General features: G+C 61.7%; 26 protein-coding genes. 22 read left to right on the top strand and 4 right to left on the bottom strand.

Annotated elements, in window-relative coordinates:
- Nucleotides 1–171: 171 nt before the first annotated feature.
- A complete protein-coding gene (locus tag ACQ4W0_RS12470; protein WP_034752039.1) occupies nucleotides 172–858 on the bottom strand; it encodes a Bax inhibitor-1/YccA family protein in 687 nt (228 codons plus the stop codon).
- 221 nt (nucleotides 859–1,079) lie between these two features.
- Between ACQ4W0_RS12470 and ndk the strand changes: the two genes are divergently transcribed.
- From ndk to ACQ4W0_RS12375, 19 genes are all read left to right on the top strand, one after another.
- Nucleotides 1,080–1,496, top strand: coding sequence for a nucleoside-diphosphate kinase (gene ndk, locus ACQ4W0_RS12465; RefSeq protein WP_070223377.1), 417 nt, complete (start codon nucleotides 1,080–1,082; stop codon nucleotides 1,494–1,496).
- A 127-nt stretch (nucleotides 1,497–1,623) separates the two neighbouring features.
- Nucleotides 1,624–2,799, top strand: a complete 1,176-nt coding sequence (rlmN, locus tag ACQ4W0_RS12460; protein ID WP_034752035.1) for a dual-specificity RNA methyltransferase RlmN — start codon at nucleotides 1,624–1,626, stop codon at nucleotides 2,797–2,799.
- A gap of 11 nt (nucleotides 2,800–2,810) precedes the next feature.
- The gene (pilW, locus tag ACQ4W0_RS12455; protein ID WP_436576984.1) at nucleotides 2,811–3,611 is read left to right on the top strand and encodes a type IV pilus biogenesis/stability protein PilW; all 801 of its coding nucleotides are present in this window, start codon (nucleotides 2,811–2,813) and stop codon (nucleotides 3,609–3,611) included.
- A gap of 13 nt (nucleotides 3,612–3,624) precedes the next feature.
- On the top strand, nucleotides 3,625–4,566 hold the full coding sequence (locus tag ACQ4W0_RS12450; RefSeq protein ID WP_436576983.1) for a RodZ domain-containing protein: 942 nt from the start codon (nucleotides 3,625–3,627) through the stop codon (nucleotides 4,564–4,566).
- A 45-nt stretch (nucleotides 4,567–4,611) separates the two neighbouring features.
- Nucleotides 4,612–5,880, top strand: a complete 1,269-nt coding sequence (ispG, locus tag ACQ4W0_RS12445; RefSeq protein WP_436576982.1) for a flavodoxin-dependent (E)-4-hydroxy-3-methylbut-2-enyl-diphosphate synthase — start codon at nucleotides 4,612–4,614, stop codon at nucleotides 5,878–5,880.
- Between the two features lie 33 nt (nucleotides 5,881–5,913).
- A complete protein-coding gene (gene hisS, locus ACQ4W0_RS12440) occupies nucleotides 5,914–7,275 on the top strand; it encodes a histidine--tRNA ligase (RefSeq protein WP_436576981.1) in 1,362 nt (453 codons plus the stop codon).
- A gap of 54 nt (nucleotides 7,276–7,329) precedes the next feature.
- A complete protein-coding gene (locus tag ACQ4W0_RS12435) occupies nucleotides 7,330–7,998 on the top strand; it encodes a tetratricopeptide repeat protein (RefSeq protein WP_436576980.1) in 669 nt (222 codons plus the stop codon).
- 85 nt (nucleotides 7,999–8,083) lie between these two features.
- Nucleotides 8,084–9,229 carry an outer membrane protein assembly factor BamB gene (gene bamB / locus ACQ4W0_RS12430; protein ID WP_436576979.1) on the top strand — a complete coding sequence of 382 codons (1,146 nt, stop codon included), beginning with the start codon at nucleotides 8,084–8,086 and terminating at the stop codon, nucleotides 9,227–9,229.
- 4 nt (nucleotides 9,230–9,233) lie between these two features.
- Nucleotides 9,234–10,580: a ribosome biogenesis GTPase Der gene (der, locus tag ACQ4W0_RS12425; protein WP_010399874.1), complete on the top strand. Its 1,347-nt coding sequence runs from the start codon at nucleotides 9,234–9,236 to the stop codon at nucleotides 10,578–10,580.
- A 238-nt stretch (nucleotides 10,581–10,818) separates the two neighbouring features.
- Complete coding sequence (gene hfq, locus ACQ4W0_RS12420; protein WP_008450615.1) at nucleotides 10,819–11,055, top strand: RNA chaperone Hfq; 237 nt, start codon at nucleotides 10,819–10,821, stop codon at nucleotides 11,053–11,055.
- Between the two features lie 114 nt (nucleotides 11,056–11,169).
- Nucleotides 11,170–12,393 carry a GTPase HflX gene (hflX, locus tag ACQ4W0_RS12415; protein WP_219888694.1) on the top strand — a complete coding sequence of 408 codons (1,224 nt, stop codon included), beginning with the start codon at nucleotides 11,170–11,172 and terminating at the stop codon, nucleotides 12,391–12,393.
- 2 nt (nucleotides 12,394–12,395) lie between these two features.
- Nucleotides 12,396–13,691 (top strand): FtsH protease activity modulator HflK, encoded by a 1,296-nt coding sequence (gene hflK / locus ACQ4W0_RS12410; RefSeq protein ID WP_436576978.1) that lies wholly within the window; start codon nucleotides 12,396–12,398, stop codon nucleotides 13,689–13,691.
- Nucleotides 13,691–14,578: a protease modulator HflC gene (gene hflC, locus ACQ4W0_RS12405; RefSeq protein WP_436576977.1), complete on the top strand. Its 888-nt coding sequence runs from the start codon at nucleotides 13,691–13,693 to the stop codon at nucleotides 14,576–14,578. Before hflK ends, hflC begins: the two co-directional genes overlap by 1 nt.
- A gap of 270 nt (nucleotides 14,579–14,848) precedes the next feature.
- Nucleotides 14,849–16,009, top strand: coding sequence for an ATP phosphoribosyltransferase regulatory subunit (locus tag ACQ4W0_RS12400; protein ID WP_436576976.1), 1,161 nt, complete (start codon nucleotides 14,849–14,851; stop codon nucleotides 16,007–16,009).
- Between the two features lie 3 nt (nucleotides 16,010–16,012).
- Nucleotides 16,013–17,326 carry an adenylosuccinate synthase gene (locus ACQ4W0_RS12395; protein WP_436576975.1) on the top strand — a complete coding sequence of 438 codons (1,314 nt, stop codon included), beginning with the start codon at nucleotides 16,013–16,015 and terminating at the stop codon, nucleotides 17,324–17,326.
- A gap of 66 nt (nucleotides 17,327–17,392) precedes the next feature.
- Nucleotides 17,393–17,938 carry a phosphoribosyltransferase gene (locus tag ACQ4W0_RS12390; RefSeq protein WP_034752020.1) on the top strand — a complete coding sequence of 182 codons (546 nt, stop codon included), beginning with the start codon at nucleotides 17,393–17,395 and terminating at the stop codon, nucleotides 17,936–17,938.
- 67 nt (nucleotides 17,939–18,005) lie between these two features.
- Complete coding sequence (locus tag ACQ4W0_RS12385) at nucleotides 18,006–18,515, top strand: GNAT family N-acetyltransferase (RefSeq protein ID WP_436576974.1); 510 nt, start codon at nucleotides 18,006–18,008, stop codon at nucleotides 18,513–18,515.
- Nucleotides 18,512–19,438: a WD40 repeat domain-containing protein gene (locus ACQ4W0_RS12380; RefSeq protein ID WP_436576973.1), complete on the top strand. Its 927-nt coding sequence runs from the start codon at nucleotides 18,512–18,514 to the stop codon at nucleotides 19,436–19,438. Before ACQ4W0_RS12385 ends, ACQ4W0_RS12380 begins: the two co-directional genes overlap by 4 nt.
- A complete protein-coding gene (locus ACQ4W0_RS12375) occupies nucleotides 19,435–19,740 on the top strand; it encodes an NIPSNAP family protein (RefSeq protein WP_436576972.1) in 306 nt (101 codons plus the stop codon). The genes ACQ4W0_RS12380 and ACQ4W0_RS12375 overlap by 4 nt, the downstream gene beginning before the upstream one ends.
- 19 nt (nucleotides 19,741–19,759) lie before the next feature.
- Here the strand turns inward: ACQ4W0_RS12375 and ACQ4W0_RS12370 are convergent, their stop codons facing one another.
- Together ACQ4W0_RS12370 and ACQ4W0_RS12365 are read right to left on the bottom strand one after the other, a co-directional pair.
- On the bottom strand, nucleotides 19,760–20,419 hold the full coding sequence (locus ACQ4W0_RS12370) for a glutathione S-transferase family protein (protein WP_436576971.1): 660 nt from the start codon (nucleotides 20,417–20,419) through the stop codon (nucleotides 19,760–19,762).
- 120 nt (nucleotides 20,420–20,539) lie between these two features.
- Nucleotides 20,540–21,253 (bottom strand): hypothetical protein, encoded by a 714-nt coding sequence (locus tag ACQ4W0_RS12365; protein WP_436576970.1) that lies wholly within the window; start codon nucleotides 21,251–21,253, stop codon nucleotides 20,540–20,542.
- 172 nt (nucleotides 21,254–21,425) lie between these two features.
- Between ACQ4W0_RS12365 and ACQ4W0_RS12360 the strand changes: the two genes are divergently transcribed.
- On the top strand, nucleotides 21,426–22,052 hold the full coding sequence (locus ACQ4W0_RS12360; RefSeq protein WP_436576969.1) for a flavin reductase family protein: 627 nt from the start codon (nucleotides 21,426–21,428) through the stop codon (nucleotides 22,050–22,052).
- Nucleotides 22,053–22,063: 11 nt separating this feature from the next.
- Here the strand turns inward: ACQ4W0_RS12360 and ACQ4W0_RS12355 are convergent, their stop codons facing one another.
- Complete coding sequence (locus ACQ4W0_RS12355; RefSeq protein ID WP_436576968.1) at nucleotides 22,064–22,906, bottom strand: FadR/GntR family transcriptional regulator; 843 nt, start codon at nucleotides 22,904–22,906, stop codon at nucleotides 22,064–22,066.
- Between the two features lie 158 nt (nucleotides 22,907–23,064).
- Between ACQ4W0_RS12355 and ACQ4W0_RS12350 the strand changes: the two genes are divergently transcribed.
- A complete protein-coding gene (locus ACQ4W0_RS12350; RefSeq protein ID WP_436576967.1) occupies nucleotides 23,065–24,393 on the top strand; it encodes an MFS transporter in 1,329 nt (442 codons plus the stop codon).
- 12 nt (nucleotides 24,394–24,405) lie between these two features.
- Nucleotides 24,406–25,305 carry an L-threonate dehydrogenase gene (ltnD, locus tag ACQ4W0_RS12345; protein WP_436576966.1) on the top strand — a complete coding sequence of 300 codons (900 nt, stop codon included), beginning with the start codon at nucleotides 24,406–24,408 and terminating at the stop codon, nucleotides 25,303–25,305.
- Nucleotides 25,306–25,311 lie beyond the last annotated feature (6 nt).

Here is a 25,311-nt window from a genome sequence, read left to right as displayed (position 1 = left end):
AATTAGGCGCCTCTTGGTGTTCTGTCAAAAAATGCATCGCGTCATCAAGCATGTATCGCAGGTTAACAGGCTCTTCTGACGTTTACAAGCCGGAAAATAAAAATGCCGTTCAGTCTTGACTGAACGGCATTAGACCCGAGGGTCGGCTTTTTGCTTTCCTAATCGTAGGGATTAGTCGCGGCTGCCGCCGGCGAAGCCCAGCAAAGAGAGCAGGCTGGTGAAGATGTTGTACACGTCCAGGTAGATGCGCAAGGTGGCCGAGATGTAGTTGGTCTCGCCGCCGTTGATGATTTGCTGCACGTCATACAGGATGTAGGCCGAGAAGATGGCGATGGCGACCATGGAGATCACGATCGACAGTGCCGACAGGCCCAGGAAAATGTTTGCCACCGATGCCAGGATCAGCACGATCACGCCGGCGAACAGCCATTTGCCCATGGCCGAGAAGTCGCGCTTCGACACCGTGGCGATGGTCGCCATCACGGCCAGGATGGTGGCCGTGCCGCCGAATGCCGTCATGATCAGCATGCCGCCGTTCGAGTAACCGAGCGTGCGCGTCAGGATAGGCGTGAGCATCAGGCCCATGAAGAAGGTAAAGCCCAGCAGGACGGCGACGCCGAGGCCCGAATTCTTGGTTTTTTCAATCGCGTACATGAAGCCGAAAGCGACGGCCATGAAGATGATGAAGCCCATGCCGCCGGTCAGCATCGGCAAATGCATTTGCACGCCGATGAAGGCGCCCAGCACGGTCGGTATCATGGACAGTGCCAGCAGCCAGTAAGTGTTGCGCAAGACCTGGTGGCGGACTTGCTGCATGCCCCCCGACAGGTCAAAGGTGCGTTGCATGTTCTGATTCATAGTGCCTCCGTGTTGTCAATTCAAATTACTACTTTGCCCAAGGATAGCATGGACCCCGGTTTTTGCAAAAAAACCAGCTTAAGATTTAATTAAACTCAGGCAGGGGCAGAAGAGTCCACCTGCCTGCCTGGGTGATATGGGGTGGAGTATGGTAAAATCAAAGGTTGATTGAGTTATCAATTTACCGTTTTAAACCTTACTTTTTATTGGAGTTTTCACACATGGCAATCGAACGCACCCTGTCGATCATCAAACCAGACGCAGTTGCAAAAAACGTAATCGGTCAAATCTACACCCGTTTTGAAAACGCTGGCCTGAAAATCGTTGCAGCACGCATGACCCAACTGTCGCGCGAACAAGCTGAAGGCTTCTACGCAGCGCACAAAGAACGCGGCTTCTTCAAGGATCTGGTCGACTTCATGGTTTCCGGTCCAGTCATGATCCAAGCCCTGGAAGGCGAAAACGCCGTTCTGGCCCACCGTGACCTGATGGGCGCAACCGATCCGAAGAAAGCAGAAAAAGGCACGATCCGCGCCGATTTCGCCGATTCGATCGACGCTAACGCCGTACACGGTTCCGACGCTGTCGAAGCTGCTAAAGTGGAAATCGCTTACTTCTTCCCAGAACTGAAGGCTTAATTGCCTTAGATAACGTTATTTCCTGGCGTTATCTGTGAAATAACTTATCACCCCCTGTTCCCGCTGCGCTGTGGTGGCTTTGAGCTCCTGATGCGCGCGGGGACGGATTTTTAGAATAGACATGATCATGAATACGACGACCCTCACCAACTTGCTGGACCTCGATCCCGCGCAACTCATCGCCTACTGCGCCGAGTTGGGAGAGAAACCGTTTCGTGCGAAACAATTGCAACGCTGGATACATCAGTTCGGAGCCTCCGACTTCGACGCCATGACGGACCTGGCCAAGTCGCTGCGCGACAAGCTGGCCACGCGCGCCGAAGTGCGCGCCCCGGCCATCATCAGCGACCACACGTCCACGGATGGCACGCGCAAGTGGCTGGTCGACGTGGGCAATGGCAATGCCGTGGAAACCGTGTTCATTCCGGAAGAAAACCGCGGCACCCTGTGCATCTCGACCCAGGCCGGTTGCGCGGTGAACTGCCGTTTCTGCTCGACGGGCAAGCAAGGCTTCAACCGCAACTTGTCCGTGGGCGAGATCATTGGCCAGCTGTGGATGGCCGAATTTGAATTGCGCCGCACCAAGGGCATCGAGCCGGGCCCGAAAGGCGAGCGCCAGATCACCAATGTGGTGATGATGGGCATGGGCGAGCCCCTGCTGAACTTTGAACCGACCGTCACGGCACTGAAACTGATGCTCGACGACAATGCCTACGGCCTGTCGCGCCGCCGCGTGACGCTGTCGACCTCGGGCGTGGTGCCGATGATGGACAAGCTGTCGCAGGAAGTGCCGGTGGCCCTGGCCGTCTCGCTGCACGCCTCGAACGACGCGCTGCGCGATGGTTTGATTCCACTGAACAAGAAATACCCGCTGAAGGAATTGATGGCGGCCTGCAAACGCTACCTGGAATTCGCCCCGCGCGATTTCATTACGTTTGAATACTGCATGCTCGATGGCGTCAATGACAGCGACGAGCACGCGCGTGAACTGCTGGCGCTGGTGCAAGACCGCGAGTTCGGCGTGAACTGCAAGTTCAACCTGATCCCGTTCAATCCTTTCCCCGAGTCGGGCCTGTTCCGCTCGAAAAACCCGCGCATCAAGGCGTTTGCCCAGGTATTGATGGACGGCGGCATCATCACCACCGTGCGCAAGACGCGCGGCGACGATATCGATGCGGCTTGCGGCCAGCTGGCCGGCGAAGTCAAGGACCGCACGCGGGTGCAGGAACGCATGGAAAAGATGACTGAGTATCAACAGAAATTTGGCGCCAATTTCGGCAAGATCGTGGAGATCCGCTCCTGATGAGGGAAGGCATGGCTTACCAACGCTCGCTCGCTGTGGCCGCTGTCTGCCTGGCTGTGCTGCTGGTCGGCTGTGCTTCTGCTTCTTCCGCAAGCCGCGTCGCGGCCCCTGGCCAGGACAAGCAGGCAAGCGCCGATGAGCGCGCCGCGCTGCGCCTGCAGCTGGCCAGCGCGTATTATGCGCAAGGCCAGCTCGACGTGGCCCTGGCGGAAGCTGAGCAAGCCGTGCAGCTGGCGCCGAACGATGCGCAAGCCTACGGCGTGCGCGCCCTGATCCTTGCAGCCCGGCGGCAAACTGCGCCTGCCGAGAAAGATTTCCTTTACGCTTTGCGCCTTGCGCCCCACAATCCTGAGTTGAGCAATAATTACGGCCTGTTTTTGTGCCAGACGGGACGCGCCGCGCAATCGCTGGCGTATTTCGATGCGGCGCTGGCAGATGCGGCGTATGTGTCGCCGGAAAAAGCGCTCAACAATGGGGGCGCTTGCAGCCTGGCCCTGCATGATTACCCGCGTGCCGGCGCGTATTTGATGCGCGCGGTACGGATCGCACCGGATGTGGCAGTAACGAATGCCGGCCTGGTGCGCGTGTATTACCAACAGCAAGACTACCGGCAGGCGGCTTATTATTGGCAGCGGCTCGGTAAGATAGCAACAATGGAGAGCCAGACGGCCGATGTGCTGTGGCTCGGGATCAAGGTGCAGCATAAGCTCGGGGATGCGGGTGCGGAAGCTGGCCTGGGGGCGCATTTGCGCAACCACCATTCCGGCTCCCCCGAATATGCTGCTTATCAAAATGGGGCGTTTGATGAGTGAGACAGGGATACCAATGAATTCAGAGTGGGCAGAAACGCCTCAGCAGCAGCCCCAGGGCAATCTTGCGTTGGCAGGCGCACAGTTGAAGGCGCAGCGCGAAGCGCTGGGTTGGCCGGTGGAACAGGTGGCAGACCAGCTCAAGCTGGCGCCACGCCAGGTGATCGCGCTGGAGGAGGGTGACATGGCGGCTTTGCCGAACCTGGCCGTGGTGCGCGGTTTCGTGCGCGCCTATGCCAAGGTGGTCAAGCTCGACGCGGCGCCGCTGGTGGCCATGATCGAAGTGCATCCGGCGCCGGCGCAAGACCCGGCTGTCGCGCCCGTGCGACGCGAGATTTCCGCCACCTTCTCCGAATCGCGCTTCCCGTCGATGACGCAGCGTTCGTCGAACCAGACGCCCCTCTGGATCGCCGGTGCCGTGGCCGTGGTCGTGGCTGCCGCCTTTGGCGCATACAAGCTGGGCTATGTGCCGGCCAGCCTGCTATCCTCGCGCACCGAAAAAGAAGCCGCGCATCCTGACGTGGGCCCCGTGGAAACGACCCTGATCAAGCCGGGCCAGGACTTGACACCCGTGCAGACGCCGTCCGTGCCCCTGATCTCCGTGCCGCCGCCGCCAGGCAACGACACGCAGACGGGTGCGCCGTCCGCATCCGCGCCGATAGCCGCGCCAGTCGCGACGCCGGCAGCGGCGGCTGTCACGCCACCGGCAGCGGCCGTGGTTTCGAATGCGCTGGTGTTGAAGGTGGAGCAGGATTCCTGGATCGAGATTCGCCGTCCTGGCGCCGCGCCGCTGATTTCGCGCATGGTCAAGGCGGGTAGCACGGAAACGTTCGATATCACGGGCCCGGCTACCCTGGTGGTGGGCAAGCCGGGTGTCGTGCAGGCAACCTTGCGCGGCGCCAAGCTGGATTTGCCGACCGTTGCGGGCGGCACGATTTCGCGCGTCAGCATCAAGTAACGTTTAAACCAGAAGTTTAAGTAAGCAAACTCACAAGATAATATTATGGCTACCTCGAAAACAGCGATCGGCTCCGGTCCATCCGGCCGGCGCGACAGCCGCAAGGTGCTGATCGCGCACGGCCAGCGCCAGATCTGGGTGGGCGGCGACGCCCCCGTGGTGGTGCAGTCGATGACGAACACGGATACGGCCGACGCCATCGGCACGGCGATCCAGATCAAGGAACTGGCGCGTGCCGGTTCGGAACTGGTGCGCCTGACGGTGGACCGTCCGGAAGCGGCTGCTGCCGTGCCCTACATTCGCGAGCAGCTCGACAAGATGGGCATCGACGTGCCGCTGGTGGGCGACTTCCATTACAACGGCCATACCCTGCTCAACGACTACCCCGATTGCGCGCGCGCGCTGTCGAAGTACCGCATCAATCCGGGCAATGTGGGCAAGGGCGCCAAGCGCGACACGCAATTTGCGCAAATGATCGAAGCGGCTTGCAAGTACGACAAGCCGGTGCGCATCGGCGTGAACTGGGGCAGCCTGGATCAGGCCTTGCTGGCGCGCATCATGGATGAAAATGCGGGCCGCAGCGATCCGTGGCCGGCGCAAGCCGTCATGTACGAAGCGCTGGTGACGTCGGCGATTGAAAACGCCGTGCGCGCCGAAGAGCTGGGCCTGGCCCGCGACAAGATCATCCTGTCGTGCAAAGTGTCTGGCGTGCAAGATTTGATCGCCGTGTACCGCGAACTGGCCCAGCGCTGCGACTATCCGCTGCACCTGGGCCTGACGGAAGCGGGCATGGGCAGCAAGGGCATCGTGGCGTCCACCGCGGCGCTGTCCGTGCTGCTGCAAGAGGGCATCGGCGACACCATCCGCATTTCGCTCACGCCCGAGCCGGGCGGCGACCGCACGCGCGAAGTCATCGTCGGCCAGGAAATTTTGCAAACCATGGGCTTGCGCAAGTTCGCGCCCATGGTGATCGCCTGCCCCGGCTGTGGCCGCACGACGTCGACCACCTTCCAGGAACTGGCCGACAACATCCAGACGTATCTGCGCGAGCAGATGCCTGAATGGAAGAAATCATATCCGGGCGTGGAAGCGATGAACGTGGCCGTCATGGGCTGCATCGTCAACGGTCCCGGTGAATCGAAGCATGCGAACATCGGCATCAGCCTGCCCGGCACGGGTGAGTCGCCGGCCGCGCCTGTTTTTGTGGACGGCGAGAAAGTCGTCACCCTGCGCGGCGAACGCATCGTCGAGGAATTCCAGGACATCGTCTTGAAGTATGTACAGAGTCACTACGGAAATGCGGTTGCCGTCTGAGCCTGATCCGATAAAAAAGTAAAGAAGAACACTATGTCCGAAAATAAAAAGCTCGACAAGATTACTGCAGTCAAAGGCATGAACGATATCCTGCCGGTCGACGCCCCGCTGTGGGAATTGTTTGAAAATACGGCGCAATCCGTGCTGCAAAGCTACGGCTTCCAGCAAATCCGCACGCCAATCGTGGAAGAAACGAAATTGTTCGCGCGCGCCATCGGCGCCGTGACCGATATCGTGGAAAAGGAAATGTATTCGTTCACCGATTCGATGAACGGCGACAACCTGACCCTGCGCCCGGAAGGCACGGCCGGCGTGGTGCGCGCCGTGGTCGAGCACAACCTCGTCTACGAAGGTCCGAAACGCCTGTGGTACAAGGGCCAGATGTTTCGCCATGAGCGCCCGCAAAAAGGCCGCTACCGCCAGTTCCACCAGTTCGGCGTGGAAGCCATTGGATTTGCGGGCCCGGATATCGACGCCGAGATCATCATGCTGTCGCGCCGCCTGTGGGATGACCTGGGCCTGGAAGGCATCCGCCTGGAGCTGAACTCGATCGGCGACGCGGACGAGCGCCTGCGCCACCGCGCCGACCTGATCACCTATCTGGAAAGCCACAGCGAGCTGCTCGACGAGGAGGCCAAGCGCCGCCTGCACAGCAATCCGTTGCGCATCCTCGATACCAAGAATCCTGCCATGCAGGACCTGGTCAATGGCGCACCGAAATTGCTGGACTACCTGGGTGAGGAATCGCTGGCCCACTTCCACGGCGTGCAGAAGATCTTGAACCACAATAATATTCCGTTCACCATCAATCCACGCCTGGTGCGCGGCCTTGATTACTACAACCGCACGGTGTTCGAGTGGGTTAGCGACAAGCTGGGTGCGCAAGGCACGGTCTGCGCCGGTGGCCGCTATGATGGCATGGTGGAAATGTTCGGTGGCAAATCGACGCCAGCCGTCGGTTTCGGCATGGGCGTCGAGCGCCTGGTGCTGCTGATGAAGGATGCGGCTGAACCGGAAGCGCCGGCCCAGTGCGACGTGTACCTGGTGCACCAGGGCGAGCAGGCCGGCTTGCAAGCCTTCGTGCTGGCCGAGCGGATTCGCGATGCTGGCCTCGACGTTGTGCTACATTGCGCAGCGAGCAACGGTGGCGGCAGCTTCAAGACACAAATGAAAAAGGCCGATGCCAGCGGCGCGGCGTTTGCCGTGATCATGGGCGACGATGAAATCGCCAACAATGTCGCTACGGTGAAAGCCATGCGCGAAGCCGATGCTGGCGCGCAGCAGAACACGGTACCGTTCGACGATGTCGTCGATTACGTGGTGGACCAGATCATCGGTGACCACGATTGCGGCCACGACCACGGTCCTGGTGGTCACGTGCATCACCACCATTGATTTGAAGCAAGACCGTACTACCCTCGATCAACTACTCATTAAAACTGACGACCCATGGCATACGATCACGAAGAACAAGAACAACTGGCAACCCTCAAGGCCTGGTGGCAGCGCAATGGCAATCTGACCTCCTGGGTCCTGATCGTGGCGCTGGCAGGCTATAGCGGCTGGGCTGGCTGGCAATACTACCAGCGCACGCAGGCTGCGCAAGCGGGCCAGCTGTATGACGAACTGCAAAACGCCATCACCGCCAAGGACACCGCCAAGGTGATGCGCGCGGCCGGCGACATGCAGTCGCGTTTCAGCGGCACTGCGTATGCGCAGATGAGCGCCCTGGCCGCGGCCAAGGTGGCGTTTGACGCGAATGACCTGAAAACGACCAAGACCCAGCTGCAATGGGTGGCCGAGCACGGCACGGAAGAGTACAAGGCCATCGCCAAGCTGCGCCTGGCTGGTGTCCTGCTGGACGAAAAAGCCTACGATGAAGCGTTGAAAGTGCTGGCGACGGCCAGCGTGGCGCAATTTGCCGGCGCCGTGGCCGACCGCAAGGGCGATATCCTGGTGGCGCAAAACAAGCTGGCCGATGCACGCACGGCCTACCTGGCCGCGCTGGCTGCGACGGACAAGAACAATCCAGGCCGTCAATTGATCCAGGTCAAACTGGAGGCGATTGGCGGTACGGTACCGGAAGACAAGGCCAAGGCTGACAAGGCCGCCGCCTGACAGGAACACTGATGGTGCGGCCATGCGGCGTTGTGCGCCGCCGGCCATGCCCTTACAAGTACAAGAAAAAGGTTGGATAACACTTATGCGTGTCACTGAAAAGCTGGTAGCTGCAAGTCTGTTGGCCCTGATGGCCGGTTGCTCGTCCTGGAACCCGTTTGCCTCGAAAGACCCGAAAGTCGAACCGGCCAAGCTGGTCGAGTTAAAATCGAGCATTGCCGTACGCGACGCCTGGAAGTATTCGATCGGCAAGGCCGGCGTGTACGCGTTTACGCCTGCGCTGGCCGGTAACAGCCTGTACGTGGTCAATGCCGATGGCGCGCTGGCGCGCCTGGATGCGGCCAGCGGCCGTGAAACGTGGCGCATCAAGGCCGGCAGCGACATCACTTCCAGCGCCGGTAGCGATGGCACGCTGGTGGCCGTGGGCGCTGCCAAGGGCGCCGTGCTGGCGTTTGATGCCGATGGCAAGCAATTGTGGAAGGCTCAGGCGTCCAGCGAAGTGCTGACCCCGCCTGTCGTGGGACAGGGCGTGGTCGTGGTGCGCAGCGTGGACAACCGCATCGTCGGCTTCGATGCCAAGACGGGCGAGCGCAAGTGGACGGTGCAGCGCGCCACGCCGGCGCTGACCCTGCGCAATGCGCCGGGCATGGTGCTGGGCGGCGCAAATGTCTACGTGGCCCAGCCGGGCGGCAAGCTGCTGGCACTGACGGCCGCCACCGGTGTGGTACGCTGGGAGATCGTCGTCAGCGAACCGCGCGGCGCCACTGAACTGGAGCGCGTCTCCGACATCGCCGGCACGCCGGTCGTGTTCGAAGGCGAAGTGTGCGCCGTCACGTACCAGGGCAAGGCGGGCTGCTTCGATGCCGCCACGGGCGTGCCGCGCTGGACCAAGCCGATCTCGTCCGATGTGGGCGTGGCCGTCGACCAGCGTTTCGTGTTTGCCGCCGACGCCCAGGGCGCCGTGCTGGCGTTCAGCCGCGAAGGCGGCCAGAGCGCCTGGAAGAATGAGGCGCTGGCGCGCCGCCGCCTGTCGACGCCGGCCTCCTTCGGCCGCAGCGTCGCCGTCGGTGACTATCAAGGTTATATCCACTTCCTGTCACGGGAAGATGGCGCATTAATAGGTCGGGTCAGCACCGACGGTAGTCCGATTGTTTCGGCTCCCGTTGTGGCAGGTTCGAATTTGATTTTTCAAACCCAATCAGGGACAGTGACCGCTCTCGCGGTCGAGTAATACAATGAAGCCGGTAATTGCACTAGTAGGTCGACCCAATGTTGGGAAATCGACTTTATTCAATCGTCTGACCCGCTCGCGCGATGCGCTGGTGGCGGATTTGCCTGGGTTGACGCGCGATCGTCACTATGGCGAAGGCCGTGTCGGCGAACGTCCCTTCCTGGTCATCGATACGGGTGGTTTCGAACCCGTCGCCAAGGAAGGCATCATGCACCAGATGGCACTGCAGACCAAGCAGGCCGTGGCCGAGGCCGACGTGGTGGTCTTCATCGTGGACGGCCGCCAAGGCCTGACCCCGCATGACAAGACCATCGTTGACTTCCTGCGCAAGAGCGGTCGCCCGGTCTTGTTGGTGGTCAATAAAAGCGAAGGCATGCGCTATACGGCCGTCGTGTCCGAATTCTATGAATTGGGCATGGGCGATCCGTATGCGATCTCGTCGGCGCACGGCGACGGCGTCAACGACCTCGTCGAAGTGATGCTGGACCTGGCCTTCGCGCAGCGTCCGGATGAGCCTGAAGAGCTGGAAAAGACCGACCGCGGTATCAAGATTGCCCTCGTCGGCCGTCCGAACGTGGGCAAGTCGACGCTCATCAACACCCTGCTGGGCGAAGAGCGCGTGATCGCCTTCGACATGCCGGGCACGACGCGCGACTCGATCGAAATTCCGTTCGAGCGCGATGGCCAGCAATACACGCTGATCGACACGGCCGGTATCCGCCGCCGCGGCAAGGTATTTGAAGCGATCGAGAAATTCTCGGTGGTGAAAACCCTGCAATCGATTTCCGAAGCCAACGTGGTGGTGCTGATGCTTGACGCGCAGCAGGATATTTCCGAACAGGACGCGCATATCGCCGGCTTCATCCTGGAATCGGGCCGCGCGCTGGTGGTGGCCGTGAATAAATGGGATGGCTTGCAATCGCACGAACGCGACGAGATCAAGATCGATATCGACCGCAAGCTCGATTTCCTGTCGTTCGCGCAAATGCATTTCATTTCGGCGCTGAAGGGCACCAACATCGCTCCACTGATGAAGTCGCTCAACGCCGCATATGCGGCCGCCATGTGCGACCTGTCGACGCCGAAACTGACGCGCGCCCTGATCGAGGCCGTGGAGAAGCAGGAGCCACGCCGCAAGGGCTCGATCCGTCCGAAGCTGCGCTATGCTCACCAGGGCGGCATGAACCCGCCTGTGATCGTCATTCACGGCAATGCGCTCGACGCCGTTGGCGATCCATACAAGCGTTATCTGGAAAAGCATTTCCGCGATACGTTTGCCCTGGTCGGCACGCCACTGCGCATCGAACTGCGCACGGGTAAAAACCCGTTTGCACGCACGCCAAGCAAGTAATGATTTAACAGCTGGATTAAGTGCATATTAAGGCGCCGCAGAGATAATGCGGCGCCGACAGCCAATTCGACGGCTCTTGCACGAAATGAAAGTGTTAATGCGCCATGCGCGACAGCGATCGTGAAAACAGGTTACAGTAGCTATGACGCATCTTTCTCTCCTTGAAAGGTGTGAGAGCACTTGAAATCAAGCGAGTCGCCTCCAATTCTTACACAACAACATAAACAACGGAGCTGTTATGAGCAACAAAGGGCAACTGTTACAAGACCCATTCCTCAATGCATTACGCAAAGAGCATGTTCCTGTCTCGATCTACCTGGTCAATGGCATTAAATTGCAGGGCCATATCGAATCGTTCGATCAATATGTCGTATTGCTGCGCAATACGGTGACACAGATGGTGTACAAGCATGCCATCTCGACAGTGGTGCCGGCCCGTGCCGTCAATCTCAATATTGAATCTGAAGCGGAGTAAAGAGTTGAGCTTGAAGGCCCAGCGCCTTTCACCCTCCATCGACCCCGTCCGCGCCAGCGGCGCTGATGCGTTTGCATCGGCGTCGGCGTCCGCCGCAACTTATCTGATGCCATCATGCGCGCCGTACTAGTCGGGGTTGACTTCGGTCACAGCGACTTCGCCGCCAGCATGGAGGAACTCATGCTGTTGTCGCGTTCGGCTGGTGCGGACCCGATTTCCACCATCACGGCCAAGCGTTCCAGTCCCGATTCCGCGTATTTCGTCGGTAGCGGCAAGGCCGATGAAATTGGCGACATCGTCGTCAACGATGGCCTGGAAATCGTCATCTTCAATCACGCCCTGTCACCTGCGCAGCAGCGCAATCTGGAAAAGCGCCTGAATGTGCGGGTGCTCGACCGTACCAGCCTGATCCTCGATATCTTCGCGCAGCGCGCCAAGAGCCACGAGGGCAAGCTGCAAGTCGAGCTGGCCCAGTTGCAGCATCTGGCCACGCGCCTGATCCGCGGCTGGACCCACCTTGAGCGGCAAAAGGGCGGTATCGGCTTGCGCGGCCCCGGCGAGACGCAGCTCGAGACCGACCGCCGGCTGATCGGTGACCGCGTCAAGGCCTTGCGCGCCCGCCTGGAAAAGCTGCACAAGCAGCGCGAAACGCAGCGCCGCGCGCGCGGCCGCAATCACACATTTTCGGTGTCCCTGGTCGGCTATACCAATGCCGGCAAGTCGACCCTGTTCAATGCCGTGACCAAGGCCGGCGTGTATGTTGCCGACCAGTTGTTCGCCACCCTGGACACCACCTCGCGCCGGGTTTACCTGGGTCAGGAAGTGGGCAATGTGGTGATCTCCGACACGGTCGGCTTCGTGCGCGAATTGCCGCATCAACTGGTGGCCGCTTTCCGCGCCACGCTCGAAGAAACCATTCATGCCGATTTGCTGCTGCACGTCGTCGACGCTGCGTCGCCGGTGCGCATGGAGCAGATCGAGCAGGTCAACCTGGTCTTGAAAGAGATCGGCGCCGATCACATTCCGCAGATTCTCGTGTGGAACAAGATCGATGCGGCCGGGCTGGAGCCATCGGTGGAGCGCGATGAATATGCTACGATCAGTCGCGTCTTCGTCAGTGCGCAGAAGGGCAGCGGTCTCGACCTGCTGCGCGATGCGATTGTCGAGATGGCCAGGAAGGCGCCCCGTTCGGCCCACCTGTATCAGAACGACGCAGCACCGCAGGAAGATCAGTTGGACGGTCAGTACGACCAGCACGATGGCGCCGCCCCGGACCAGGACGAAGAGCCTGGCGAGGACGATAGGATTTCCACCCACTCCCAAGTCGGAACACGATAGTTATGCTTGTCTCCCTACTCAAAAAAACAGGCTTGAAGTTGTCCCTGAACGATCCCCGCTGGGGCAATCGCAAGGACGACGGCAAGAAAGCCCAAGAAGGCAAAAAGCCCGGCGAAGGTCCGCCGGACCTCGATCAGTTGTGGCGCGATTTCAATCAGCGCCTGAACGCCTTTTTCGGACAGAAGAACCGTCCCGACAACGGCGGTAACAACAATGGCGGCGGCAACGGCCCGCGTCCCGACATGAAGGGTGCAGGCATCACCGCCGGCGTGGTCGGCGTGATCGCCGTCTTCATCTGGCTCGCCAGCGGCGCCTTCATCGTGCAAGAGGGGCAGAGCGGCGTGGTGCTGACGTTTGGCCAATACACGCGCACGGCGCCGGCCGGTCTCAACTGGCGCTGGCCGTATCCGTTCCAGACCGATGAAACCGTCAATGTGTCGCAGGTGCGCACGGTGGAAGTCGGTTATCGCACTTCGCTGCGCAACAAGCAGGCCAGCGAGTCGCTGATGCTGACGGACGATGAAAACATCATCGACATCCAGTTCGCGGTGCAGTACACGCTGAAAGATCCGGTGGAATGGCTGTTCAGCGTGCGCGACCAGGAAGACACCTTGCGCCAAGTCGCCGAGACGGCGATCCGCGAAGTGGTCGGCCGCAGCAAGATGGACTTCGTGCTGTATGAAGGCCGCGAAAAAGTGGCTTTTGACACGCAAAAATTGATGCAGCAGATTCTTGAAGGTTACAAGGCTGGCGTGTTGATTAACAACGTGACGATGCAGGCCGTGCAGCCGCCGGAGCAGGTGCAAGCCGCCTTCGACGATGCCGTCAAGGCAGGCCAGGACCGTGAGCGCCAGAAGAATGAAGGCCAGGCCTACGCCAATGACGTCATTCCGAAAGCACGCGGCGCAGCATTCCGCCTGGTGCAGGAAGCCGAGGCCTACCGGGCCATGGTGACCGAGAACTCCGAAGGTAATGCGTCGCGCTTCAAGCAGGTGCTGGCCGAATACCAGAAGGCGCCGGCCGTCACGCGCGACCGCATGTACCTGGAAACGATGCAGCAAGTGTTCAGCAGTGCCAGCAAGGTCATGGTTGACGCCAAGACGGGCAGCAATCTGCTGTATCTGCCGCTCGACAAGTTGATCGCCCAGCAGGCGGCGTCGGACGCCTCGGCCGCAGCAGCGCGCGCCGCAGCGGCCGCACCCGCAGCCAACACCGTAATGCCACAGGAAGCCATGCAGACAGTAGAAGTCAACCAGCGTCGCGACAGCCGCTCTTCGCGTGAACGGGAGAGCCGCTAATGAACCGTATCGTTGCCGCCCTGATCGCGGGCTTTATCGCGATCATGCTCCTTTCCTCGACGGTGTTCGTGGTCGATCAGCGTAAATACGCCATCGTCTTCGCCCTCGGTGAAGTCAAGGACGAGATCAGCAAGCCAGGCTTGTACTTCAAGCTGCCGCCGCCGTTCCAGAACGTCATCTACCTGGATAAGCGCATCCTGACGCTCGACACGCCGGAGCCGGAGCGCTTCATCACGGCCGAGAAGAAGAACATCCTCGTTGACGCGTATGTGAAGTGGCGCATCGTCAATCCGAAGACCTATTTCCGCAGCTTCGGCGGCGATGAAAGCCGCGCCCGCAACCGCATGTCGCAAATCGTCAAGGCTGCCCTGAACGATGAAATCACCAAGCGCACGGTGCGCGAAGTGATCTCGGGCGAACGCGGCAAGGTAATGCAGGCGATCAAGACCAAGGTGGCGGCCGAGGCCGAGGCCATCGGGGTGGGCATCGTCGATGTGCGCCTGAAACGCGTCGATTACGTCGAGCAGATCAACAACTCGGTGTATGAGCGCATGAAGTCTGAGCGCGTGCGCGTGGCCAATGAGTTGCGTTCGACCGGTTCGGCCGATTCCGAGAAGATCCGCGCCGACGCCGACAAGCAGCGCACGGTGATCCTGGCCGAAGCGTACCGCGAAGCCGAGAAGATCCGCGGCGAGGGCGACGCCAAGGCATCGCAGATCTATGCGGAAGCGTTTGGCCGGAATCCGGAGTTCTACAAGTTTTACCGTAGCCTGGAAGCCTACCGCGCCACCTTCAAGGACAAGGGCGACGTGATGTTGGTCGATCCGAGTTCGGAATTCTTCAAGTACTTCAAGGGTAACGGCACGGCCGCTCCGTCCAAGAAGTAAGGCGGCATCGAGACTGCACCTGGCCGCAAGGACGGGGGCAGCAGCAGCGGGGCCGGCATCGACGCCGGCCCCGTTTTTTTGTGCCCGCGAAGCTGTTGCGGGAAGGCGTAAAATGCGGTGTTTTTAGGGCTGTGTGGCAGCTATTCGGAGAACTTGTCCCTAAAGGCCCGTGTTTTCGCGTAAAATATCAGGTTCGGCCTCTTGCCTGGCGCGCTCGCCGCTGCCTCGCATGATGCATTTTTTCAACTTTCTTCCGTATCTCGCTCCCTCATGCCGAATTGGCTTTTGCCCGAAAATATTGCCGATGTTCTGCCGTCGGAAGCGCGCAAGATCGAAGAGCTGCGCCGCCTCATGCTGGATAATTTCCGTCTGTACGGATATGAACTGGTGATGCCGCCGCTGCTCGAGTATCTGGAATCGCTGATGACCGGCGCTGGCAAGGATACCGACCTGCGCACGTTTAAACTGGTCGACCAGCTGTCGGGCCGCATGCTCGGCCTGCGTGCCGACATGACGACGCAAGTGGCGCGCATCGACGCGCATTTGCTGAACCGTGCCACCGTGACCCGCCTGTGCTATGCCGGCAGCGTGCTGCATACCCGTCCATCGGGTCTGCACGCCACCCGCGAACCGCTGCAGATCGGCGCCGAAATCTATGGCCACGCCGGCCTGGAAGCGGACGCCGAAATCCAGGAACTGGCGCTCGCTTCGCTGGCACTGGCCGGTTTCGATAGCGTGCGCCTGGATTTGTCGCACGTTGGCCTGTTGCGCGCTATCATTGCGCAAGACGCCGCTGCCGTGCGCGACGAGGCTGCGCTGTACGCCTTGCTGCGCGCGAAAGATGCGCCGGGCCTGCGTGCGCTGACCGCCGCCTACGATCCCGTCACGCGCGATGCGCTGCTGGCCTTGCCGAACCTGTACGGCGACATCGACGTGCTGGCGCGTGCGCGCCAAGTGCTGCCGCCGTTGCCGGGCGTGCTGAAGGCGCTGGCCGAACTGGCCGCGCTGGCCGGATCCGCTTTGGGCCGCGCCGAAGTGGCGATTGACCTGGCCGACCTGCGCGGCTACCAATATGAAAGTGGCGCGATGTTCGCGCTGTATGTACCTGGCTTGCCGAACGCGGTTGCGCGCGGCGGCCGTTATGACCACGTCGGCGAAGCGTTCGGCCGGGCTCGTCCCGCGACCGGCTTCTCGCTCGATTTGCGCGAACTGGCGCGTCTGTTGCCGACCGCGGAACGGAAGCATTCGATCCGCGCGCCGTGGGGCAGCGCGCCAGAATTGAAGGAAAAAATCGCCGAGTTGCGCAAGGCGGGCGAGGTCGTGATCCAGAGTATGCCGGGTCACAGTAATGAACAAGACGAGTTCGAGTGCGATCGCGTGCTGGTACTTGCCGATAATGGTAGTAGCTGGATTCTTAAAAACTTAGGTTGAGTGATGTCAAAGAAAATTATGGCAAAGAACGTCGTTGTCATCGGCACCCAATGGGGCGATGAGGGTAAAGGCAAGATCGTCGATTGGTTGACCGATCACGCCCAGGGTGTGGTGCGCTTCCAGGGCGGCCACAATGCAGGCCACACGCTGGTCATCGGCGGCGTCAAGACCGCGTTGCAACTGATCCCTTCGGGTATCATGCGCGCCGGCGTCGCCTGCTACATCGGTAACGGTGTGGTCGTTTCGGTACCGGACGTGCTGCGCGAAATCGACAAGCTCGAAGCTGTCGGTGTCGAAGTCGCTTCGCGCCTGAAAATCTCCGAAGCCTCGCCAGTCATCCTGCCTTACCACTCGGCACTTGACGCAGCCCGCGAAGCGGCACGCGGCGCGGCCAAGATCGGCACGACGGGCAAGGGCATCGGCCCGGCCTACGAAGATAAAGTGGCACGCCGCGCGATCCGTATCGCCGACCTGCTGAACGAGACGCGCTTCGCTGAAAAGCTGGCGGAAAATCTCGATTACCACAACTTCGTGCTGGAAAACTACCTGAAGGCGCCGAAAGTCGATTATCAGAAGACCCTCGACGACGCGCTGGCCTATGTGCCGCGCCTGCGTCCGATGGTCGCCGACGTGTCGAGCGCGCTGTATGCAGCGCACAAGGCCGGCGCCAACCTGCTGTTCGAAGGCGCGCAGGGTTCCCTGCTCGACGTCGACCACGGCACCTATCCGTTCGTTACCTCGTCGAACTGCGTGGCAGGCAATGCCTCCGCCGGTTCGGGCGTCGGTCCTGGCATGCTGCACTACATCCTGGGCATCACCAAGGCTTACACGACGCGCGTCGGCTCCGGCCCGTTCCCGTCGGAACTGCCTACGGACGCTGGCGTGGGTCTGCACCTGGCCAAAGTCGGCCATGAATTCGGCACCGTGACGGGCCGCGCCCGCCGCTGCGGCTGGTTCGACGCCGCCTTGCTGCGCCGCTCCGTGCAGATCAATGGCGTGTCGGGCATGTGCCTGACCAAGCTGGACGTGCTGGACGGCCTGGAAACCCTGAAGCTGTGCACCGGCTACAAGCTCGATGGCAAGATCGTCGACATCTTCCCGGTTGGCGCCGAAGACGCAGCCCGCTGCGAGCCGATCTACGAAGAAATGCCAGGCTGGACGGAAAGCACTGTCGGCGCGAAATCGCTGGCGGCCTTGCCTGCGACGGCGCGCGCTTACATCAAGCGCATCGAAGAACTCGTCGGCGTGCCGGTGGACATGGTTTCGACCGGTCCCGATCGTGAAGAAACGATCGTGCTGCGCCACCCATTCGAGTAAGCTGCTGGACACAATCCGCCGCAAGGCGGATTTTTTTAATCACGCTAATAATAAGATTTCACTATCATGACTACCCCACAATCGAACGATCAACATCTCTGGGTCAACTGGGAAGAGTACCACCGCCTGATCGAGCGCCTGGCGCTTAAGGTCTACGAATCGGGCTGGAAATTTGACCAGGTATTGTGCCTGGCGCGCGGCGGTGTGCGTCCCGGCGACGTGTTCTCGCGCATTTTTGATTTGCCATTGGCCATCCTGTCGACCAGCTCTTACCGCGAAGACGCGGGCACGGTGCGCGGCGACCTCGATATCGCCAAGTACATGACCATGACCAAGGGCCCGCTGGCCGGCCGCATCCTGCTGGTCGACGACCTGGCCGATTCGGGCGTCACGCTGGACAAGGTCACGCGTCACCTGAAGGAAAACTTCCCTGACGTGACCGAAGTCAAATCGGCCGTGATCTGGCTGAAAGGCTGCTCCGTCGTGCGTCCCGACTACTTCCTCGACGAATTGCCGCACAATCCGTGGATCCACCAGCCGTTCGAAGACTATGACGGCCTGCGTCCGCACCAGCTGGCGGCGTGGATCAAGAAGGGTGAAGCAGGCAAGTAATTGCGTGCGCTCTTGCAAAAAAAAGACGATCATGTATCGTCTTTTTTTTCATCTGAAGGAATCTGGCATGACCATTCTGCACACGGCGCGGCTGCGCCTCGAACCCGTCACCGATGAGCATTACGACGCCATGCACGCCATGAACTCGGATACCGAAGTGATGACCTACCTGAATGCGGGCCAGCCGGAGACGGAAGAGCACACGCGCGCCGCCGTTGCCCGCATCATAGGGCGCTGGGCCGAGTGGGGTTATTCGTGGTGGGCCTTGATCCGTACCGAAGATGAGGTGCTGGTGGGGCTGGCCTGCTTGCAGCATATCGGCGGCGACAAGGCGAAGCCGCACGAAATCGGCTGGCGCCTGGCGCGGGCTGGCTGGGGGCAGGGCTACGCCAGCGAAGCGGCGCAAGCCATCGTCGCGCATGCCTTCGAGGTCGTCGGCGCGCCCGAAGTGGTGGCCGTGGCGCACCCGGACAACGCCGCCTCGATCAAGGTCATGACGCGCCTGGGCATGCAATACGTGGGCATGGAGCGCCATTACGACCTCGACAGTGTCGTGTACCGCCTGGCGCGCGCATGACGGCAACGCAGAAGCCCCTGAAGCTGGGCTGCAGCTACGGCGTGCGCTTTTCACCCGATGGCACGCGCCTGGCCGTGCTGGGCCGCGATCTGGTCCTGTGGGACGTGGCGGCGCGGACCAAGCTGTGGCGCGGCAAATTCATCGCGCACATGTCGGGCATGGCCTTCTCGCCCGATGGCAGCCGGCTGGCCATCAAGAGCACGACGGGCCAGCTGGCCGTGGTGGATGCCGAGGCGGGCCAGTTGCTGCTGAACTTACAGAACAACAAGGATGGCGAAGGCTGCGGCCCCGTGTGGTCGCCGTGCGGGCAGTATCTGGCCGACGGCGGCTGGGATGGCCGTTTGCGGATGCGCGAGGCGCAAACGGGCGAGACGCTTTTCACGCAGGCGCATCGGGGCGAGATGCTGCGGGGTGTCTACGCCATCGATGGCGGGCGGCGTTTGCTGGTCCAGCATGGCGTCAAATCGGTGGACGAGGGGCAGGTGCAGCCGCCTGATTACTGCAGTGTATGGGACTGGCCCTTGCAAGACGGCGGCGGGCGCATGGTGCTGTCGCTGCCAGGCATGATGTCGTGCGCGCCGTCGCCCGACGGCGCGCACCTGGCAGTGCTGCACCACGCCGGTGGCCAGGAGTTCCTGTCCATGTACGCGCTGGCCGACGGCCGCTGTCTGGCCAAGGTACCCGTGGAGGCGGGTGGCGGCACGGGCAACGGCTTGCGCTGGCTGCCCGACGGCAGCGCACTGGGGCGCATCGGCAAGGGCAAGCTGCTGTTTTACGGCTGGCCCGGGCTCGGCGTGCTGGCGCAGGAAGATTTCATATATCCCTGCGCGCTGGACTTTTTGCCTGGCTCGCCACTGGCCGCCATCGGCTCCTGGGAGGCGGGCATGTTGATGGATCTGAACGTTCACAAGGAAACCGCATGATCACCTGTTATTTGCGCTACATCATCGACCCGTATAAATTGCAGGAATTCGAAGCCTACGGCAAGCTGTGGATACCGCTGGTCGAACGTTTCGGCGGCAAGCACCACGGCTACTTCCTGCCGTCCGAAGGCGCCAGCAACGTGGCGCTGGCCATGTTCTCGTTTCCCAGCCTGGCCCTGTACGAACAGTATCGCAGCGACTCGATGCAGGACGCGGAGTGCCAGGCGGCCTTCCGCTACGCCGAAGAGACGCGCTGTATCGTCAGCTACGAGCGCAGTTTTTTTCGCCCCGTGTTTGCCTGAACAGGGTCACCGAACAAGCTCAATCGCGCTGCCGCGCGCCCAGGGGAAAGAGGTGGCGGTACGGGCGTGCTTCTTCCACCGCGCGGGCGAACGATGGGCGGGCCAGCAGGCGCGCGCGGTAGGCGCGCAGCAGGGGCAGCGTTGCGGGAATTGGCTGCGTCCAGTCCGCATAGAACAGCGCGGGGGCGGCGGCGCAGTCGGCCAGGCTAAAGTGTTCGCCGGCAGCCCACGTCTTGCCGGTCAGGCGGGTTTCCAGCCAGGCGTAGGCGAGGTCCAGCTTTTCGCCGGCAAACGCGCGGCCTTCCCGGGCCTTTGCCGGGTCGCCTGTGAGGGCGGTACCCACCGCATGCTGCACTTGTGTCATGACGTGCAGGTCGAAGTAGCGGTCGAGAAAGCGCACTTCCAGCGTCTGCATCGGATCATCAGGCAGCAGGCGCAGCGGGCCGGGATGGGCCAGTTGCAGGTATTCGATGATGATGCTGGTCTCGGCGACGTTGTGCTCCCCGTCTACCAGCAGCGGAAACTTGCGCAGCGGCCAGCGCTCCAGCCACTGCTGCAAGTGCCGCGGCATGTCCGGCGCCAGGCAGCGGAAGTCGAACGGTATGGCGTTTTCGTACAGGGCAATGAGCACCTTTTGCGTGTACGAGGAAAAGGGATGACCGTAGAGTATGAGCGACACGGTGGAATCTCCTGTGCAAGGTTGGCAACACGCGCGTGCTGTAACGATAGTGCAATGACAGGATCAATGCAAGCGATCCGGGCCGTTCGTGCGCCTGCCGCTACGCACCATCACCCATCGTTAGAACCTGATGGGACAAGGCGCCGCAGTTCCTTCGCCAAAACCGGCGTAGCCGGATCTCGCGCTGAGGTTCAGCGTCATGTTGCCTTTGTCCGGCAAATAGATGCAGTATTCACCGGTCGCCGTGACGACGCGGTAGATACGCTTGGGGTCGTTTGGCGCGCTCCACAGTTCGATACGTGCCGCTTCGAACCATTTCGGCTTGACCGCCGCATGCGCTTCCGCAAAGCCTTTCGCCAGCCGCATCTGCGCCGTATCGGGCGGCGCCACGAACTCCTGTGGATGCTCTGCGCGCAGCTGGCGGTCGATGGCGCCAGCTGCCTGCAAGGCCTGTTGCGCCAGAGTGAGGGCGCCGGCCCTGGATGCCGCCGGCGCCAGTTCGGCCGGCAGGGCGTCGTCTTGTAGCCTGGCCGGCGGCGTAGTGGCAAGTGCGGCCTTGGGTGGTGAGGCCATGATTGCCGGATCGACAGGAAGTGCCGGCAAGGGCGGGGGGGCAGGATCGGGCTCAGACTCGACGGGCGGAACGACTCCCCATGGTGTTGACAGTGGCGGCATCAGTTGCAACCAGGCCCGATCATCGCGCTCCATACTCTTGTGCACGGGGCGCGTGACCGCCCAGAACAGCACCAGGTGCAAGGCGGCGACAGCTGCGATGGCCCAGCCTTGACGGTGTTGGTGGAAAGCAAAGCGGTGCTGCGCAGGGCCGGTGCTCATGTGTTCACGTTTCCCACAAGTAAGGTAGCACTAGTATGCAAATTTGCAACAGCGCTGTATACAGCTTTCTCACAGTATGCGGATGGCGCCCCCCGAGGTAGCGGAAAATGCGCCTATGCGGTGATTTTGTTAAGCTGCCATTCTGGCTCCCTCCATACACGACAGGAATTGCATGAGCGATGATCGCTATTTTTATGAGCCCGCTCAGGGCCACGGCTTGCCGCACGATCCCTTCAACGCCATCGTGGGGCCGCGGCCCATCGGCTGGATCGCCTCGCGCAGCGGCGAGGGTGTGCTCAACCTGGCGCCGTACAGCTTTTTCAATGCCTTCAATTACCATCCGCCGCTGATCGGTTTTTCCAGCATCGGCCGCAAGGATACCTTGCGCAATATCGAGCAGACGGGCGAATTCGTGTGGAACCTGGCGACCCGTCCGCTGGCCGATGCCATGAATGCCAGCTGCGCGCCGGCGCCGCCCGAAGTCGACGAATTCGCGCTGGCCCGCCTGACGCCGGCCCCCTCGCGCATCGTCAACGTGCCGCGCGTGGCCGAGAGTCCCGTGTCCTTCGAATGCCGGCGCACGCAGATCATCGAGCTGCAAGGCGTTAATGGCGACGGTGTCGGCAGCTGGCTGGTGCTGGGGGAAGTGGTGGGCGTGCACATCGCGCGCCACCTGCTGACCGATGGCGTGTACGACACGGCCGCCGCTGCGCCGATATTGCGCGGCGGCGGTCCGGCTGATTATTTCGAGATCGGACCGGACAGCCTGTTTCACATGCGACGGCCAAGCTACCCCTGAACGGGAGCAGGCTATTTCTGCATGATGGGATCGCGCCCCAGGGTGCGCGCCAATGCGCCGCCGTCGCCGCGCCAGAATTCGCGGTCGGCCAGGCGTACGCGTTCGGCCGCATGCTGCATGTGTTCCATGGCCGCCTGGCGTGCCCGCTGCGGGTCGCCGGCGGCGATCGCCTGCACGATTTTTTCATGTTCGCGCCGCACTTCGGTGGAAAAGTCCGTGCGCCGCGCTTCATTGGCGCGCGTCACCTTGACGGCAGAGCGGATCGGGTCTGCGAACATGGCGACGAATTTCGGCCAATAGGGGTTGCCCGTCGCCTCGGCGATGCACAGATGCAGGCGCACGTCTTCTTCCACGCCGTCGACACCGGCCGCCACGGCTTCCTCGATGCGCCGCAGCGCATGTTCGATATCGGCCAGCTGGCCCGGCGTGCGCCGCACGGCCGCCAGCGCGGCGATTTCAGCCTCCAGACCCTGCCGCACCTCGATCAGGTTCAGCAGCGATTGCACGGATTGCTCCGTCAGCTCATCGCCCCGTTCGCCCGTCTTCGCGCCATCCTGCGCGCACACGAACGTGCCGCTGCCCTTGCGCGTGGCGACGATGCCGTCCGCCTGCAGCAGGGCGATGGCTTCGCGCAGCACCGTGCGGCTCACGCCGAAGTGGCTGGCCATCGCCTGCTCGGATGGCAAACGCGTGCCGCCGGCCAGGCCATCGTGGTGGATCTGCTGGCGCAGCCGGGCCGCCACGCGCGCACCCAGGGTGCCGGTGGTGAAACTGCCCGCGGCGGGCTCCGGCGGGGGAAGGGTAAAGCTGAACGTGCGGTCCATCGGGTGCATCCTTGCGCTAGCGGTTCTCATGGGGCTTGCCTGCTTGCCATTATATGGAATATACAGCTTGACACACACAAAACACACACATAATATACATCCATACAAATTTTAGACAAGTTGCCAGCCACCTCCGGTGGACCATAAAAACCCGGCACGGTCGATCCCCCAGCGATCAGGAGACAAGCATGGAAGTATCACAAGCATTGCCCGGGCAGTCGGCCGGCGCCGCCGCAAGCCAGAAAACTATCGACGACGCCGTCTACCGCAAGGTGACCTGGCGCATCATTCCCTTCCTCATGCTGTGCTACATCGTCGCTTATCTCGACCGTGTGAACGTGGGCTTCGCCAAGCTGCAAATGCTGGCTGACCTGCAGTTTTCCGAAACCGTGTACGGCCTCGGTGCGGGCGTGTTCTTCCTTGGTTACTTCCTGTTCGAAGTGCCCAGCAACGTGATGCTGCACAAGATCGGCGCGCGCGTGTGGATCGCCCGCATCATGATCACCTGGGCCATCATCTCGGGCGCTTTCATGTTCGTCACCACGCCGACCCAGTTCTACGTCATGAGATTCCTGCTCGGCATCGCCGAAGCGGGCTTCTTCCCCGGCATCATCCTGTATCTGACCTACTGGTATCCATCCGAGCGCCGCGCGCGCATGGTGTGCACCTTCATGGCCGCCATTCCCGTGGCGGGCCTGATTGGCGGCCCGCTGTCGGGCTGGATCATGGAAACCTTCGCCGGCTGGCACGGCTATGCGGGCTGGCAGTGGATGTTCGTGCTTGAAGCGATTCCCGCCGCGCTGATGGGCGTGGCTGTGCTGCTGTATCTCGATAACAGCATCCGCGCCGCGAAGTGGCTGACGGAAGATGAAAAAGTCATCCTCGAGCAGCGCATCGCCACGGAAGCACAGGGCAAGGTCTCACACCCGTCGATCCGTGCCATCTTCGCCGATCCGCGCATCTGGGTCATGGCCCTGATTTATTTCTGCTGCGTGATGGGCCAGTATTCGCTGACCTTCTGGCTACCCAGCCTGATCAAGGCGGCCGGCGTGACGGGCGTGCTCAATATCGGCCTGTTCACGGCGATCCCGTACTCGGTGGCCGTGGCGTCGATGATCCTGCTGGGCCGCAGCTCGGACAAGTACCGCGAACGGCGTTGGCACATGGCCATCCCGCTGGTGGTGGGCGCCGCCGCCATCGTCTGCAGCGCGCTGGCCGGTGCCCACAACACGGGCTGGGCCATCTTCTTCCTGACGATCGCCGCTGGCGGCATCCTCGCCGCCTCGCCCATGTTCTGGAGCTTGCCGACGGCCTTTTTAGGCGGCGTCTCGGCCGCTGCCGGCATCGCCGCCATCAATTCGGTGGGCAACTTGGCCGGCTTCGCAGCGCCGTACATGATCGGCTCCATCAAGGACTTGACCCAGTCGACCGATATCGCCATCTACCTGTTGGCCGGCATCCTCGTGTTTGGCGCCTTCATCATCATGCGGGTGCCGGCCAAACTCGTAAATAAATAAGTGGAGTAAACAATGACCGCAACAATCGAAAAAGTGGGCGTGATCGGCCTGGGCGCCATGGGCATGGGCATCGCGCTATCCCTGCTGCGCGCCGGTTTTGAAGTGCATGCCTGCGATGTGCGGCCCGAGACCGTGCAAAAGCTGGTGGAGCTGGGCGCCCGGGCTGCCGCGTCGCCTGTCGCGCTGGCGGCGCAGGTGCAGGCGCTGCTGATCGTCGTCGTCAATGCGCAGCAGACGGAAGCCGTGCTGTTTGGCGAGCACGGTGCGGCCAGCGCCTTGGCGCCGGGCAGCGTGGTCATCGCCTGTGCCACCGTGGCGCCGGAGTTTGCCGAAGCGCTCGGTGCGCGCCTGGCGGCCATGGGACTGCGCTTCATCGACGCGCCCATTTCCGGCGGCGCGGCCAAGGCGGCGTCCGGCGAGATGTCGGTGATGGCGGCCGGCGCACCCGATTCTTTTGACGCCTGCGCCGGTATTTTTGACGCCATCTGCGCCAGGCTGTACCGTCTGGGCGAGCAGCCGGGGCAGGGCTCGAAAGTCAAGATGATCAACCAGCTGCTGGCCGGCGTGCACATCGCCGCCGCCGCCGAAGCGATGGCGCTGGGCCTGCGTGCCGGCTGCGATCCGGATGCGCTGTACGAAGTCATTTCGAACAGCGCCGGCAGTTCCTGGATGTTCCAGAACAGGGTGCCGCATATCCTGAAGGGCGACTACACGCCGCTGTCGGCCGTGAATATTTTTGTGAAAGACCTGGGCATCGTGCTCGATTACGCGAAAAAAAGCGTGTTTCCATTGCCGCTGTCGGCCACGGCGCACCAGATGTTCATGCAGGCGTCAGCCGCCGGTTTTGGCGGCGAGGACGACTCCGCCGTCATCAAGCTTTTCCCTGGAATTACATTGCCAGCGAAAGCGTAACTGAAT

This window comes from Janthinobacterium breve (assembly GCF_051380895.1).
Classification (GTDB): Bacteria; Pseudomonadota; Gammaproteobacteria; order Burkholderiales; family Burkholderiaceae_D; genus Janthinobacterium.
Note: the sequence above shows the minus strand (reverse complement) of the source record. Positions and strands in the feature narration are given on the sequence as shown.

Coding starts and splice junctions, on each gene's coding strand:
- ACQ4W0_RS12470 (WP_034752039.1), bottom strand. CDS start 858: ATGAATCAGAACATGCAACGCACCTTTGACCTGTCGGGGGGCATGCAG.
- ndk (WP_070223377.1), top strand. CDS start 1,080: ATGGCAATCGAACGCACCCTGTCGATCATCAAACCAGACGCAGTTGCA.
- rlmN (WP_034752035.1), top strand. CDS start 1,624: ATGAATACGACGACCCTCACCAACTTGCTGGACCTCGATCCCGCGCAA.
- pilW (WP_436576984.1), top strand. CDS start 2,811: ATGGCTTACCAACGCTCGCTCGCTGTGGCCGCTGTCTGCCTGGCTGTG.
- ACQ4W0_RS12450 (WP_436576983.1), top strand. CDS start 3,625: ATGAATTCAGAGTGGGCAGAAACGCCTCAGCAGCAGCCCCAGGGCAAT.
- ispG (WP_436576982.1), top strand. CDS start 4,612: ATGGCTACCTCGAAAACAGCGATCGGCTCCGGTCCATCCGGCCGGCGC.
- hisS (WP_436576981.1), top strand. CDS start 5,914: ATGTCCGAAAATAAAAAGCTCGACAAGATTACTGCAGTCAAAGGCATG.
- ACQ4W0_RS12435 (WP_436576980.1), top strand. CDS start 7,330: ATGGCATACGATCACGAAGAACAAGAACAACTGGCAACCCTCAAGGCC.
- bamB (WP_436576979.1), top strand. CDS start 8,084: ATGCGTGTCACTGAAAAGCTGGTAGCTGCAAGTCTGTTGGCCCTGATG.
- der (WP_010399874.1), top strand. CDS start 9,234: ATGAAGCCGGTAATTGCACTAGTAGGTCGACCCAATGTTGGGAAATCG.
- hfq (WP_008450615.1), top strand. CDS start 10,819: ATGAGCAACAAAGGGCAACTGTTACAAGACCCATTCCTCAATGCATTA.
- hflX (WP_219888694.1), top strand. CDS start 11,170: ATGCGCGCCGTACTAGTCGGGGTTGACTTCGGTCACAGCGACTTCGCC.
- hflK (WP_436576978.1), top strand. CDS start 12,396: ATGCTTGTCTCCCTACTCAAAAAAACAGGCTTGAAGTTGTCCCTGAAC.
- hflC (WP_436576977.1), top strand. CDS start 13,691: ATGAACCGTATCGTTGCCGCCCTGATCGCGGGCTTTATCGCGATCATG.
- ACQ4W0_RS12400 (WP_436576976.1), top strand. CDS start 14,849: ATGCCGAATTGGCTTTTGCCCGAAAATATTGCCGATGTTCTGCCGTCG.
- ACQ4W0_RS12395 (WP_436576975.1), top strand. CDS start 16,013: ATGTCAAAGAAAATTATGGCAAAGAACGTCGTTGTCATCGGCACCCAA.
- ACQ4W0_RS12390 (WP_034752020.1), top strand. CDS start 17,393: ATGACTACCCCACAATCGAACGATCAACATCTCTGGGTCAACTGGGAA.
- ACQ4W0_RS12385 (WP_436576974.1), top strand. CDS start 18,006: ATGACCATTCTGCACACGGCGCGGCTGCGCCTCGAACCCGTCACCGAT.
- ACQ4W0_RS12380 (WP_436576973.1), top strand. CDS start 18,512: ATGACGGCAACGCAGAAGCCCCTGAAGCTGGGCTGCAGCTACGGCGTG.
- ACQ4W0_RS12375 (WP_436576972.1), top strand. CDS start 19,435: ATGATCACCTGTTATTTGCGCTACATCATCGACCCGTATAAATTGCAG.
- ACQ4W0_RS12365 (WP_436576970.1), bottom strand. CDS start 21,253: ATGAGCACCGGCCCTGCGCAGCACCGCTTTGCTTTCCACCAACACCGT.
- ACQ4W0_RS12360 (WP_436576969.1), top strand. CDS start 21,426: ATGAGCGATGATCGCTATTTTTATGAGCCCGCTCAGGGCCACGGCTTG.
- ACQ4W0_RS12355 (WP_436576968.1), bottom strand. CDS start 22,906: ATGAGAACCGCTAGCGCAAGGATGCACCCGATGGACCGCACGTTCAGC.
- ACQ4W0_RS12350 (WP_436576967.1), top strand. CDS start 23,065: ATGGAAGTATCACAAGCATTGCCCGGGCAGTCGGCCGGCGCCGCCGCA.
- ltnD (WP_436576966.1), top strand. CDS start 24,406: ATGACCGCAACAATCGAAAAAGTGGGCGTGATCGGCCTGGGCGCCATG.